Source organism: Streptococcus mitis, assembly GCF_965111725.1.
Classification (GTDB): Bacteria; Bacillota; Bacilli; order Lactobacillales; family Streptococcaceae; genus Streptococcus; species Streptococcus mitis_DV.
Genome location: NZ_OZ217341.1, coordinates 1,835,983 through 1,849,382 on the forward strand (window position 1 = coordinate 1,835,983; position 13,400 = coordinate 1,849,382).

At 39.9% G+C, this 13,400-nt stretch carries 15 protein-coding genes; 7 read left to right on the plus strand and 8 right to left on the minus strand.

The annotated features are described in order from the left end of the window. Positions 1 to 209: 209 nt before the first annotated feature. From ACLV7Q_RS08875 to ACLV7Q_RS08885, 3 genes are all read left to right on the plus strand, one after another. Positions 210 to 1,601 carry a Rep family protein gene (locus ACLV7Q_RS08875; RefSeq protein WP_218757842.1) on the plus strand — a complete coding sequence of 464 codons (1,392 nt, stop codon included), beginning with the start codon at positions 210 to 212 and terminating at the stop codon, positions 1,599 to 1,601. A 48-nt stretch (positions 1,602 to 1,649) separates the two neighbouring features. Further along, on the plus strand, positions 1,650 to 1,913 hold the full coding sequence (locus ACLV7Q_RS08880) for a helix-turn-helix domain-containing protein (protein ID WP_218757841.1): 264 nt from the start codon (positions 1,650 to 1,652) through the stop codon (positions 1,911 to 1,913). A gap of 66 nt (positions 1,914 to 1,979) precedes the next feature. Next, complete coding sequence (locus ACLV7Q_RS08885; protein WP_218757840.1) at positions 1,980 to 3,197, plus strand: site-specific integrase; 1,218 nt, start codon at positions 1,980 to 1,982, stop codon at positions 3,195 to 3,197. A gap of 106 nt (positions 3,198 to 3,303) precedes the next feature. Here the strand turns inward: ACLV7Q_RS08885 and rpsI are convergent, their stop codons facing one another. Both rpsI and rplM read right to left on the minus strand, forming a co-directional pair. Continuing rightward, positions 3,304 to 3,696 carry a 30S ribosomal protein S9 gene (gene rpsI, locus ACLV7Q_RS08890; protein WP_000075964.1) on the minus strand — a complete coding sequence of 131 codons (393 nt, stop codon included), beginning with the start codon at positions 3,694 to 3,696 and terminating at the stop codon, positions 3,304 to 3,306. A gap of 18 nt (positions 3,697 to 3,714) precedes the next feature. Continuing rightward, positions 3,715 to 4,161, minus strand: a complete 447-nt coding sequence (rplM, locus tag ACLV7Q_RS08895; RefSeq protein ID WP_001044624.1) for a 50S ribosomal protein L13 — start codon at positions 4,159 to 4,161, stop codon at positions 3,715 to 3,717. Positions 4,162 to 4,519: 358 nt separating this feature from the next. Between rplM and ACLV7Q_RS08900 the strand changes: the two genes are divergently transcribed. Continuing rightward, a complete protein-coding gene (locus ACLV7Q_RS08900; protein ID WP_000886037.1) occupies positions 4,520 to 4,837 on the plus strand; it encodes a DUF960 domain-containing protein in 318 nt (105 codons plus the stop codon). Positions 4,838 to 4,843: 6 nt separating this feature from the next. Further along, positions 4,844 to 5,011 (plus strand): hypothetical protein, encoded by a 168-nt coding sequence (locus ACLV7Q_RS08905; RefSeq protein WP_225904742.1) that lies wholly within the window; start codon positions 4,844 to 4,846, stop codon positions 5,009 to 5,011. Positions 5,012 to 5,034: 23 nt separating this feature from the next. Here ACLV7Q_RS08905 and folK read toward each other — a convergent pair whose 3' ends face one another. The 6 genes from folK to ACLV7Q_RS08935 all read right to left on the minus strand — a co-directional run bounded on the left by folK (position 5,035) and on the right by ACLV7Q_RS08935 (position 11,006). Continuing rightward, positions 5,035 to 5,847, minus strand: a complete 813-nt coding sequence (folK, locus tag ACLV7Q_RS08910) for a 2-amino-4-hydroxy-6-hydroxymethyldihydropteridine diphosphokinase (protein WP_218757839.1) — start codon at positions 5,845 to 5,847, stop codon at positions 5,035 to 5,037. Positions 5,848 to 5,889: 42 nt separating this feature from the next. After that, the gene (gene folE, locus ACLV7Q_RS08915; protein ID WP_061827444.1) at positions 5,890 to 6,444 is read right to left on the minus strand and encodes a GTP cyclohydrolase I FolE; all 555 of its coding nucleotides are present in this window, start codon (positions 6,442 to 6,444) and stop codon (positions 5,890 to 5,892) included. Continuing rightward, positions 6,425 to 7,747 (minus strand): bifunctional folylpolyglutamate synthase/dihydrofolate synthase, encoded by a 1,323-nt coding sequence (locus tag ACLV7Q_RS08920; protein ID WP_218757838.1) that lies wholly within the window; start codon positions 7,745 to 7,747, stop codon positions 6,425 to 6,427. The genes folE and ACLV7Q_RS08920 overlap by 20 nt, the downstream gene beginning before the upstream one ends. Position 7,748: 1 nt before the next feature. Further along, positions 7,749 to 8,729, minus strand: coding sequence for a dihydropteroate synthase (folP, locus tag ACLV7Q_RS08925; protein WP_218757837.1), 981 nt, complete (start codon positions 8,727 to 8,729; stop codon positions 7,749 to 7,751). A gap of 93 nt (positions 8,730 to 8,822) precedes the next feature. Further along, positions 8,823 to 9,530 carry a CPBP family intramembrane glutamic endopeptidase gene (locus ACLV7Q_RS08930; RefSeq protein ID WP_218757836.1) on the minus strand — a complete coding sequence of 236 codons (708 nt, stop codon included), beginning with the start codon at positions 9,528 to 9,530 and terminating at the stop codon, positions 8,823 to 8,825. A 57-nt stretch (positions 9,531 to 9,587) separates the two neighbouring features. Next, positions 9,588 to 11,006: an NCS2 family permease gene (locus ACLV7Q_RS08935; protein ID WP_000359286.1), complete on the minus strand. Its 1,419-nt coding sequence runs from the start codon at positions 11,004 to 11,006 to the stop codon at positions 9,588 to 9,590. A 189-nt stretch (positions 11,007 to 11,195) separates the two neighbouring features. On the opposite strand from ACLV7Q_RS08935, the gene ACLV7Q_RS08940 reads away from it, so the two are divergent. Both ACLV7Q_RS08940 and adhP read left to right on the plus strand, forming a co-directional pair. Further along, positions 11,196 to 12,008, plus strand: a complete 813-nt coding sequence (locus ACLV7Q_RS08940) for a Cof-type HAD-IIB family hydrolase (protein ID WP_218757835.1) — start codon at positions 11,196 to 11,198, stop codon at positions 12,006 to 12,008. Between the two features lie 224 nt (positions 12,009 to 12,232). Beyond that, the gene (gene adhP / locus ACLV7Q_RS08945; RefSeq protein ID WP_218757834.1) at positions 12,233 to 13,252 is read left to right on the plus strand and encodes an alcohol dehydrogenase AdhP; all 1,020 of its coding nucleotides are present in this window, start codon (positions 12,233 to 12,235) and stop codon (positions 13,250 to 13,252) included. Positions 13,253 to 13,400 lie beyond the last annotated feature (148 nt).

Sequence of the window (13,400 nt, forward strand, 5' to 3'; positions counted from 1 at the left end):
CGTCCCTTGCTGAATTGGCAAGCGTTCTCGGTTCGATGGGGTTTCATCGGGCAGGAGAGGCTGGGGTTTGGGGCAAAGCCCCAAGAGTATTTAAGTTTAATTTTTAATTATTCCTAACGCGTGTTAGACTAGGGCTTGTCAATAGTCTAACACTAGAATAATTAAAAGAATAATTAAAAGAATAATTAAAATTGAAAGGATTATTATTTATGGAAAATAATAAAAAAGAAACAACTTTAACATCAGTGCTATTAACGCAACAATTCTCAAATGGCTTCTGGGATGATGACTGGAATAAAGAACTACTTGAATCAGCGGATATTGAAAAAATTCTCGAGGAGATTGTTAGAAGAGTTAGTGAAGTGGCAACAGTTTCTGAAGCATATGCAATTAAGCATGACAAAGACACATCTGTAGTATTTAACAATGAACTTCAAGAAACAACTACCGAACTTGCCAAATCACACATTCACGCTTTACTAAAGTTTAAAAAAGGTGCAACACTATCCACTTTAGCCAAAAAAATCGGATTAGCAAAACAGCATCTCGAAAAAACGAAGTCTGGAAGATATGGCTACGATAACTTGTTAGCTTACTTAATTCATGCAAAGGATAAAGATAAGTATCAATATTCCCCTGATGAGGTATTCACTTTGATAGGAACCAACTACTTAGAAGTCTATCATCAAAGGAAAGAGAGTTGGCTTAAAGGAAAAGCTAAAAAAGAAGTTCAACAAAGTTATGAAGATATCGATTTATTAATTGATAACATTCTGAACGAGAATATCACCAAACAGGAAATTCTGCTTAATAAGAAATATCACACGCTGTATACAGTGCATAGAGTTAGAATAAACGATGCTATTAGGACTGTTGGGGAAATTAAAAGTGCCAAAGTAAAATATGAACTTGAACACAAAGAGTTTAAAAAGACTGTTATTTTCATCTATGGTAAATCTGGTCTTGGAAAATCAACGTTTGCAAAAGAGTTAACCAAAGATATCGTTCAGCTAGCAAAACTAAATGGTCAAAAGTGGCAGTCAGTCTTGACCGCAGGTACTAACATGTTTGATGAAGTAAACGGAGAAGAAATCCTACTACTTGATGATGTTCGAGGGGATAGCTTAACCGCATCCGATTGGTTAAAAGTTTTAGATCCATATAGTATCAGTCCAGTGTCTGCACGTTATCAAAATAAAACAGCTGCTTCCAAGGTCATCATTATCACAAGTTCTAAACATCCTTTAACTTTCTTCTACCATACTAAAGGAAACTTCCAAGAAGATTTATCGCAATACGTTAGAAGAATCGAGCAATTGGTAACAGTAAAAGGTACGAGTGACGAACTTATTTTTGCCGAATCTCATCCTGAAAGATTCTCAAACAATAGGAGACGAATCCCAGAGGTTGGACATGAAGTTTATCTATCTTACGATTTCACATCTGACAACGAAATGAAGAGTAAAGAAGAACTACTGTCCATGTTAGTTTCAAAAATTGGACTTAACAACCAATGGGATATCTGGGAATACGACAAAACAAAAACCCCGTCCGAAACTTTGGCGAGCGAGGACGAGGTTGCAGATAATCAAGAAAAGTAAATAGGGTATCTCTTGATACCTCTATTATACCATACATTGGAGGAATACATGCAAGTCATTTTACCAGATGAACAAGTTCAACAAATTCAGCGTCTACTTGCTGAACTAATCAAAAAAGAGATTGAAAATAGGTTGAACAATAGCAATCTTGATAGTCCATTTTTAAATAAACAACAGGCTTGTAATTACTTGAGTATCTCTAACAATACTCTTGACAGTTGGATTAAGCAAGGATTACCTTACATTAAAATAGGGAAGTTGATTAGATTCAATAAAGAAGCCATTAATTCTTGGCTTTACTCACAAAACTAGAAATATCTATATTTTTGTTTTATAATAGTCATGATATTTTCTGGTTCGATACACAAGGAGAATATCATGACTATCAGTAAGACAAAAAACGGTACTTATCGCTTAAAAATCTATATCCCAATAGAAGCACGAATGCCACTTGGTATCGTTAATAGCAACTATTACGATAAGCGATTTAAAACAAGGAAGGAGGCAAGACAAGCTGAGATAGACTTGCTTACTAAGTTAAATCAAATAGAAGATAATGAGTTTACAGGACTAGCAAAAGGAGATATTCTTTTCTCAGACTTCTATAACAATATCTGGTGGGACTCTTATAAAGCAGGACAAACTACATCTACTTCTAAACCACCAAGTAGGTCAACAGTTGCTAATACCAAAACCTGTTTTGAAAAACATATACTACCACTTCTTGGAAACTATACGATACAGTTTCTAAATCAAAACAAGCAGGTTATCCTAAATCTAATGACGTCTAAGGCTAATGAATATGCAAACTTCAAATCTTTACGTAGCTATGTGATTTCCATTTTTGACTGGGCAGAAGAACTTGAGTATATAGAAGCTAATAAAGTTGCAAAAATATTAAGAAGAATAAAGGCCACTAAAAAGATTCAACTTGCAGAGTCAAAGAGAGAGGAAGATTTATATCTAACTCATGAACAACTCCAAGAATGGTTCTCAGCATTTCAAGAAGATTTAGAGAATGATAAAATAACCCTTAAAGATTATGTCCTATTTTATCTTACTTTTTTCTTAGGCGATAGAAAATCTGAAACCTATGCTCTCCAATGGAAACATATAGACTTTTCAAAATCGCAGATTCAGCTAATTCAAGCTTTAGATAGATATGGACAAGTAAAATCTACTAAGGGAAATAAGAAAACTATTTTCTCTATTTCTAATGACTTACTTCAACTCCTTACCTCTTGGAAAGAACAACAAAAATATGAACTGGCAAAGTTTGGCATCATCAGTAATCCAGAACAATTTGTTTTTACATATATCGACACAAAAGGAAACATCAATAAGCCTTTACATGCTGACTATCTAAACAACAAAATGAAAAGTATTAGAAAGCGACATAAAGAACTGACACATGCTACACCTCATAAATTACGCCATACAGGAGCAACACTTGCTAAACAAGCAGGAATGAGCTTAGAAGCTATTTCTGAAGCACTAACACATAGCGATACAGGTACAACTCAGATTTATGTCAATACTTCTAATGTAGTTCCTATGGCAGTTGGTGAATTTGCTTTAAAGTCTCTAAAACAATAAGGTAAAAATAAGGTGAACTTTGAGGTAAACTTTTCAAAAAAACACGAAAAAAGCACCCATAAGGTAAACTTTTGAGTGCTTTGAAACGTTGATATAATCGTATTGATTAACGTTTTGAGAATTGTGATGCTTTACGAGCTTTCTTAAGACCTGGTTTTTTACGTTCAACTTTACGTGAGTCACGTGTAAGAAGTCCTGCGCGTTTCAATGAATCGCGGAAGTCTGGGTCTACTTGAAGAAGGGCACGAGCGATACCGTGACGGATAGCTCCTGATTGACCAGCGTATCCACCACCTACAACGTTAACGAAAACGTCGTATGAACCTGCAGTTGAAGTAACTGCGAATGGTTGGTTGATGACAAGACGAAGGTCAGCGTGTGGGATGTACTCTTCAACATCTTTTTTGTTAACAGTGATTTTACCAGTTCCTGGAACAAGGCGAACGCGTGCAACAGCGTTTTTACGACGTCCAGTACCTGCATATTGTGCTTGTGACATACTTTATTGTTCCTTTCCTTAGATAAGTCCTGAAATATCAAGAACTTCTGGTTGTTGTGCAGCGTGAGTGTGCTCAGCTCCAACAAATACTTTCAACTTCATACCTTGAGCGCGTCCAAGTGTATTGTGTGGAAGCATACCTTTAACTGATTTCTCGATCAAACGTACTGCATTTTTAGAACGAAGTTCACCTGCAGAGATTTGTTTCAATCCACCTGGGTGGTTTGAGTGAGTGTAGTAGATTTTATCAGTTGCTTTTTTACCAGTCAATTTAACTTTTTCAGCATTGATAACAATCACAAAGTCACCTGTATCAGTATGTGGTGTAAATGTTGGTTTGTTTTTTCCGCGAAGTACGCTAGCAACTACTGCAGAAAGACGTCCAAGTGGTACATCAGTTGCGTCAACTACGTACCATTTACGTTCAACTTGGCCTGGTTTAGCCATAAATGTTGTTTTGTTCATGATTTCTCCTATATATAGTTCGATTTTTGTTTACGGTGATGGGTGTTCCTTCCCATCGAAAAGTATTTGGAAGGTTCCGGGGCCTTTCAAATGGGGTAAACAATACCGCCTACTATAATACCAAATTTCACCCCTAAAAGTCAATAGATATAAAAAATATTTTTCTAAACCGTAACTTCTCAAAATAACTGAAAGTCATATAATCAAGTTAATTTGGGAATTTACCTATTAATTTCGGGAGATTTTTGGGATTTTTTCCTTATTTCTTCCTGTAGCTAAAATCCTTCTTAAAAAATCACCTTTTCTTGATTTTTAATCCTATTTGCTGTATGATAAGGGAAAGAAAGGGGGTAGAAATATGGCTTTTACCAATACCCAGATGCGGTCGGCTAGTTTTGGCATTGTTACCAGCTTGCCTGACGACGTTATTGACTCTTTTTGGTATATCATCGACCATTTCTTAAAAAATGTCTTTGAATTGGAAGAAGAACTTGAGTTTCAATTGCTCAATAATCAAGGAAAGATTACCTTCCACTTCTCAAGTCAGCACCTCCCTACAGCCATTGATTTTGACTTTAATCATCCTTTCGACCCTCTTTATCCCCCGAGAGTTCTGGTTTTAGACATGGATGGTAGAGAAACTATCCTCCTCCCAGAAGAAAATGACCTATTTTAATACTCAATGAAAATCAAAGAGCAAACTAGGAAGCTAGCCGCAGGCTGCTCAAAACACTGTTTTGAGGTTGTGGATAGAACTGACGAAGTCAGTAACCATACCTACGGTAAGGCGACGCTGACGTGGTTTGAAGAGATTTTCGAAGAGTATAAAAACTCTAGCCTTCAGTTGTAAGTGACTGAAAACTAGAGTTTTTTCTATTGTTTCAAAGCATTATACAAGTTGCGAATAGGTTGCTTTAATATCGGATGGATAAAATGAGGTGCAATTTCCTGTAAGGACTCAAGGACAAAAAGGCGTTCCGCTATGTAAGGATGAGGCAGAATAAGGTCGTCTGTATAAAGAATCTGATCCTCCACAAAGAGCAAGTCCAAATCAATCAAACGAGGTCCCCAATGCACTTCTCTCACCCGTCCCATCTCTGACTCAATGGCTAACAAGGTCTCTAATAGCACTGGGGCAGGCAACCATGTTTCTACTTCAACCACTTGATTAGCAAAGCTATCCTGTTCCACACCACCCCAAGGCTCCGTCGTCAAGACACTGGACTCTTTAAGAATATGGATGCCACGAGCTCGCAGTTTATCAATGGCTTGTTTCAAGTTTGCTTGCTTATCTCCCATATTGCTTCCTAGGGCGATAAAGGCTCGTTGCTTACGGCGATGGATGGTTACTGAGCATGTATCTAGTGGCAAATGCACCGGTGCCCAAGGTTTTTTCAGTTCCAACTTAATTTCTTGGACAAGAGAATAAGCCTCAAAAGTACGTTCCACCAGTTTATAAGCTACCGTTTCAATCAAATCTTCACTCGTTTCCTGAAACCAAGTCGTCCACTGCTGACACAGTTCTCCGTAATGGACAGAAGCCGTTAAATCCAAGTCTGTCGCCGCCTTGGTCATATCATAGGATAGGATTGCGGAAATAACAAACTTCTGCCCCAATTCTTTCTCACTAGGAAATAGACCATGATAGGCAAAAATTTCCAAATCCTTAATCTGCAGTTGATCCATAATGATTCCTTTCTAGAAAAATCCGCTTCAAGCGGATTCTTTTTATAGTCCCATTAAACGATAAGCTTGATCTCGAAGGTCCTTATCTGTTTCAAATAGACCACGAGCTACTGTCGTCAAGGTTGCAGTGCCTGGTTTTCTAACACCACGCATGCTCATACACATATGCTCTGCCTCAATGACAACAAAGGCTCCTTTAGCACCTAGATACTCCATCAAGGCATCGGCTACTTCTATATTCAATCGTTCTTGAATTTGTGGTTTTTTCGAATAAACTTCAACCGTACGGGCTAGCTTAGACAAACCTGCTACACGGCCATCTGGAATATAGGCAATATGCGCTCTACCATAAAATGGCAAGAAGTGGTGTTCACACATAGTGTGGAAAAAGATATCCTTTTCTACTACCATATTGTCATCAATAATCTCAAAGGATTTTGACAAATGTTCCTCCGCTGTTTGACCAAGACCTGAAAAAATCTCTTGGTACATACGAGCGACACGAGCAGGTGTTTCCTGCAAGCCCTCGCGATTAACGTCCTCTCCTACAGCCTCGATAATCATTTTTACAGCTGCTTCAATCTTTTGTGTATCCATTCTCATTCTTCCTCTCCATCAGATAGGCTCTCACTTGGCTCAAGAAATACAAGGAGCCTGTGACAATCCTAACTGTTTGTTTCTCTTCTTTTTTATCTGTCAATTTCTGCTCTAGAAATTCCTGCCAACCTTGGTAGCTGAGATTTCTAGAATTAGCCGCCTCTTCCAGCACGCTTTCATCAGTCGCCCGACTATCGTCAAAATGTGTCAAAGTAAGCTCGGTATCTGGCATGGTCCCCAGCAAATCCAACATATCCTCCAAGGCTTTAGTTTTGATACAGGTAAAGAGGATTTCCTTACGATAATCCGCAAAGCGTTCTTGCAAGGTTGCTACTAAAGCCTTTATGGCATGGGGATTGTGGGCTCCATCCAAAATCAGCAAGGGTTCTCTTGACACGATTTCCAAACGCCCTGGCCAACTTGTTTCTTCCAAAGCTTGAGCAAGCAAGTCATTGCTTGCTAGTTCTCGGCCATCCTCCTGACAAAAAGTATCGAGTAAAGCTATGGCCATCCCAGCATTCTCTATCTGGTGCAAACCAAGCAGGCCAGTCTGGAAGCGACCTTGTCTGACAGAACTGGTATAGTCAAAGACTTCCCCTGTAACCACACTCTTTTGATGGCTGACCTGATAATCTGTTCCGTAGGCAAGTCTCGGCACATCTTTCCCTTCCGCAATGCGGTCAATCACAGCCAAAGCTTCTGGAGTGATACGACCTGTTACCAAGGGAATACCTTGTTTGATAATACCAGCTTTCTGCTCTGCTATGGCTTCCAAGGTGTCACCAAGTAGGGCCACATGATCCAATCCAATAGTTGTAATTCCTGTCAAAATGGGCTGGCAAACATTGGTACTATCTAAAAGTCCGCCCATGCCCACTTCCATGATGGCCACATCTACTTGCTCTGAGGCAAAGTAGTCATAGGCCAGAGCTGTGATAATCTCAAACTCGGTTGTCCCCTGCAAATTGGCGACCGCTTCTCCCTCCAGCAAAGACTGATAGTCTGCCATGAGGGCTTCTAGCCTCGCTTCTGGGATAGATTCTCCATTGATGCTAATCTGGTCTGTGTAATGAATGAGATAGGGCGAGCTGAACACCCCAACTCTCAGCCCCATCTTTTCTAACATATTTTTCAAAAAAGCAATGGTCGAGCCCTTGCCATTGGTTCCTCCGATATGGATAACCTTGAGTTTGAGATGGGGATTGCAACGCAAAGCTAACAGTTCCACCATTCGTTCCAAGCCAAAATGCGGTTGATCCGTCCGATAGTGAGCAATCCACTGATTATTTTCAAATTCTTTCATCTTATTTATATTGTTTTAAATCTAAATTTTCCGCTTCATCAGCCAGACGAATAGCGGAGGCAATTTCAACTGCCATCCTGTGACTAGCTACATCATGCACGCGCACCACTTCCACACCCTGTCTCGCAGCGATACTGGTTACATGAGCCGAAGCCGTATCTCGATTGCGGAAACCAAGTTCTGTCTCAGGATTGACTTCAAAACCATTTTCTTCAAGAATATTGATGACAAACCGCTTGCGCGACACTCCGAGAAAGATTGGATAGCCTTTCTGATGTAGTTTATCCAGATCCCGTAAAAGAAGCAGATTTTCTTTCTTGGTCAGACCAAAGCCAATTCCTGAATCCAGCAGGATGTTTTCTTGAGCAATCCCAGCTTCCTCTGCTCTCGCTAGGGCTCTGTCAAAGAAAGCCTCCATCAAGTCTTCGATTGGCAATGTTTCAAAGTCAGCTAACTCTTTTTCTGTAAAAGCTTGACCAAAGCCAAAATGAGGGAAGATGAGCGAGCTAGGGTGCTGAGGTCGTGCCATGACTGGATTAAACATAATGACTACTTTCGCACCAGCCTTAGCAACCTCATGGGCCATTTTCTCATCACCCATAAGACCAGTGATATCATTGACTAGATTGGCACCAGCAGCCAAAGCAGCTTCTGCTACTTGACTCTTCCAAGTATCAATAGAGATGAGGACATCACTTTCCTTGCGAATAGCTTTGATCACTGGAACAACACGCTGGATTTCCTCTTCTATCTCAACATAACTACTTCCCGGCCGCGGCCGAGTCGATTCTCCGCCGATATCTAGCATACTAGCCCCTTCTGCTATCAATTTACGAGCCTGCTGGAGTGCCTGCTCAAGAGCAAAAAATTGACCACCGTCCGAAAAGGAGTCTGGGGTTACATTGATAATTCCGCAAATAGCTGTCTTTGCATGATTGGCTTTACTTGACATATCGGTCACTCCCTCAAGGCTTTTCATCATATTATTTCTCTATTTTACCATAAAAAGAAAAAAATGGACACGATTGCATTCATCTTTTTCCCAGTAGAAACAAGTAAGCAATTGTCAAAAATCTTAAACAGAAATCCCTAATGTCCGACTCAAAATCACCACGAGAGCCAGCAAACAGAAAGCAACCCCATTCACAATCATGTGAAGTAAGATAGACATTTCCAAACGTTGGGTCTTGTAAGCCGTCCAAGACAGAACGATCGACATACCTCCATAAATCAATAAAGAAGGTAAATTACTTGGTTGATGCAATAAAGCAAACACAATCGTACCGACTATAAATCCCAAGTTCTCTTTTCCTCGGAAAATCTTTTTAGGAACAATCCCACGGCACAAGATTTCCTCACAAATTGGAGCAAGCAAGACCAACAAGAAGAAACTGGAAATCAGAGAACTATTCTGAACCATGTCGTTAATCTGAGACTGATTCCCTGTTGTCGTCTCATTTGATAGTTGCAATAAAATGGAACCAAGTATATTTGAACAGATAATGACTAAATAACTTAATCCCAAACGTGCCAAATCCTTCGCTCTAAAAAAAGAAAAATTAAAACTTGCTAACTGCGTTTTACGAGCTCCAATAATAAACAGCACCAGAATCACAATCGAAATACCAGAAACTATCAGTCCTGACTGCAACAGTGGTACTGCATTTAAAGTTAAAATAGCAGTAACCCCTAAAGGAACCTGATATAAAATTGTCGCTAGCAAGAAGACCAAAAGCCATCCTGCACGATTCAACAATTCTTTCCACATACTTTTCTCTTCCATCATTCATCTCCTAGACTTTGTATTAAAAAAAGGGGGAAATCCCCCTGGGTCATTCTATTATAGGGCCATGCTGATGTAGTTAAGGATAAACAAGGCATCCAAAATCCAAATCATGACATGAACATCTTTAGCTTGACCTTTGACAAGTTTAGTCAAAGTGTAAGTCAAGAAACCAACTGCAATCCCTTGAGTGATAGAGTAGCTGAATCCCATAAAGATAGATGTGAAGAAAGCAGGAACCGCTTCAGACATATCGTCCCAATGGATATTTTTCAAGCTAGCCAACATCATAATCCCAACGATAATCAAGATTGGAGCTGTAGCCGCTGTTGGTACGATCGCTAGAAGTGGGCTAAAGAAGCTTGAAATCGCAAAACAGATAGCTACAACCAAGGCTGTCAAACCAGTACGTCCACCTGCACCGATACCAGCAGCAGACTCAACATAAGTCGTTACGTTTGAAGTACCTGCGATGGCACCAATTGAAGTACCAATCAAGTCAGAGTAAAGAGCCTTGTCCAACTTAGCTGATTGGTGATTTTCACCATTTGTCGCTACGATACCAACTTTTTCACCTGTACCAATCAAAGTACCAATTGTGTCAAAAATATCTGTCAATGAGAAGGCAAGAATAGCCATAAGCGTTTCAGGCAAGCGAGCTGTATCTGAAATCAAAGCTCCCAAACCTTCTGAACCAAGAGCTGCACCAAAGACTGTCTTCAAATCTTCAAAGGCTGCACCAACATGGTTATTAGCAAAATCGATACTAGACAAATCTACCAAACCAACTGCGATAGCAAGAACAGTTGTTGTCAAGATAGAGAGGATAATTCCCCCTTTAATCCCTTTAATGACAAAGAAAATTGTGATAGCAAGTCCTGCAAGAGCCACTAAAACAGCTGGATTATTAAAGCTGACCAATCCTGGAACTGCTGAAGAGTTTGCTGCAATCGTTGCTTGAGCTTTGTCAGCCCCTTCTCCTACAACAGTATAGTTGCCTGGATCAATCGTGAATTTCAAAAGTCCAGCATTCTTAATCCCTACATAGGCAAGGAAGACACCGATACCAGCTGAAATAGCTGAGCGAAGGGCATTTGGAATCGATTCAATGATCATTTTACGAACATTTGTCAAAGTGATAATCAATGAGATAATTCCACAGATGAAGACCATAGCTAGGGCTTCTTGCCAAGAATAACCAAGCCCGAATACAACTGTAAAGGTAAAGAAGGCATTGAGTCCCATACCTGGCGCTTGAGCATATGGCAAGTTGGCGTAGAAGGCCATCATCAGGGTACCAGCAACTGCACCGATAATCGTTGCGAGGAAGACACCCTGAGCAGGCATTCCTGTTTGCGAAAGAATTTGTGGGTTTACAAAGAGAATATAACTCATTGCAAAGAAAGTTGTTAAACCAGCGAGAACCTCTGTACGAACGTCTGTACCGTTCTCTTTTAGTTTAAATAATTTGTCCATTATCAATCTCCTTTTAATTTTTACGAACAATAATAGAATTATATCATTTATCATTCACTTTTTCAATATCTTTATTTGATTTATTTAAGAATTTGATGAAATTTCTTTTTTTGTTTCGAATCTGCTTTTCTGTCTGCTTTTTGTTATAATAGAAGACATCTTATCTGGAAAGACACTAGAAAGGTTCATATGACGAAAAAAATTATTGCACTAGACCTGGATGGAACCCTGCTCAACTCGGACAGTCAGATTTCTAACTTTACCAAAGAAACTATTAAAAAAGTTGCTGAAAAAGGCCATCAGGTTATTATTACGACGGGTCGCCCTTACCGCATGTCAAAAGATTTTTACCGTGAACTAGGCTTAGACACTCCTATGATTAACTTCAACGGCTCCCTTACTCATTTACCAGATCAAGTTTGGGATTTTGAAAAGTGTTTGACGGTAGACAAAAAATATCTGCTAGACATGGTTCAACGTTCAGAGGACATTCAAGCCGATTTTATCGCTGGAGAATATCGTAAAAAATTCTACATTACAAATCCTAATGAAGAAATTGCCAATCCCAAACTATTTGGTGTAGAAGCTTTCCAGCCTGAAGATCAATTCAAGCCTGAATTGGTGACCAAGGACCCTAACTGTATCCTCTTGCAGACCAGAGCCAGTGACAAATATGCCTTGGCAAAAGAAATGAACGCCTTCTACCAGCATCAACTGTCTATCAATACCTGGGGAGGTCCGCTCAATATCCTTGAGTGTACCCCAAAAGGTGTCAACAAAGCCTTTGCCTTGGACTACTTGCTCAAGGTAATGAACCGCGATAAAAAGGATTTGATTGCCTTTGGAGATGAACACAATGATACCGAAATGCTAGTTTTTGCTGGGAAGGGCTATGCCATGAAAAATGCCAATCCAGAGCTACTCCCTTATGCAGATGAGCAAATTTCTCTGACCAATGACCAAGACGGTGTTGCCAAAACCCTACAAGACTTATTCTTATAGTCCATTCTGACCAGCTTGCGAGCTGGTCTTTGTGCTCTTTTCACAGTCTCATCAACCAGTTAATCGATTGTTCTACTTTTTGCCTCCAAAACCTTGGAAAAGGCTTTCTTTTGTGATATACTTCACATATAAATACAAGAGAGCTCGTCACACTCGACTCTGTTGACACAAAATCAATCCAGTCCCGTTGTCCCTGTTCTCGGTCAATATAAAGGAGGATAGCTATGAAAGCTGTTGTTGTAAATCCAGAAAGCACTGGTGTTGCTGTTGAAGAAAAAGTGCTCCGTCCACTTGAAACTGGAGAAGCACTTGTAGAAATTGAATATTGTGGTGTTTGCCACACTGACCTCCACGTTGCCCATGGCGACTTCGGTCAGGTACCAGGACGTGTCCTAGGTCACGAAGGTGTTGGTATCGTTAAAGAAATTGCCCCAGATGTGAAAAGCCTTAAAGTCGGTGACCGCGTTAGCGTTGCTTGGTTCTTTGAAGGATGTGGCACTTGCGAATACTGTACAACTGGTCGCGAAACCCTTTGCCGTACAGTGAAAAATGCTGGCTACTCAGTAGATGGTGGTATGGCTGAACAATGTATCGTAACTGCAGACTATGCTGTTAAAGTTCCTGACGGACTTGATCCAGCCCAAGCCTCTTCTATCACATGTGCTGGTGTAACAACCTATAAAGCTATAAAAGAAGCAAAAGTTGAACCAGGTCAATGGGTTGTTCTTTACGGTGCTGGTGGACTTGGAAACCTCGCAGTTCAATATGCTAAAAAAGTATTTAATGCTCATGTCATCGCAGTTGATATCAACAATGACAAACTTGCCCTTGCAAAGGAAGTCGGTGCTGATGTCGTTATTAACGGCCTAGAAGTTGATGATGTACCAGGACTCATCAGAGAAAAAACTGATGGAGGAGCTCATTCAGCTGTCGTAACTGCTGTATCTAAAGTTGCCTTCAACCAGGCTGTTGACTCCGTTCGTGCTGGTGGTCGCGTCGTCGCTGTCGGTCTTCCCTCTGAAATGATGGAACTTAGCATCGTGAAAACAGTTTTAGATGGAATCCAAGTCATCGGTTCTCTTGTAGGAACTCGTAAAGACTTGGAAGAAGCCTTCCAATTCGGTGCAGAAGGTTTGGTAGTCCCAGTTGTCCAAAAACGTCCAGTAGAAGATGCGGTAGCCGTTTTCGACGAAATGGAAAAAGGTCAAATCCAAGGACGTATGGTACTCGACTTCACCCACTAATCTAATAGAAACCTATTTTAAAAGTTGGAAGCTTCTTCCAGCTTTTTTATATTAAATTTTTAAATAAGAATTCAAAAAAACTTCTCTAAAACTCAATATATCAATATTTTCAGATGTAATCTTTTTAATTATTTTATGATAAATAGTT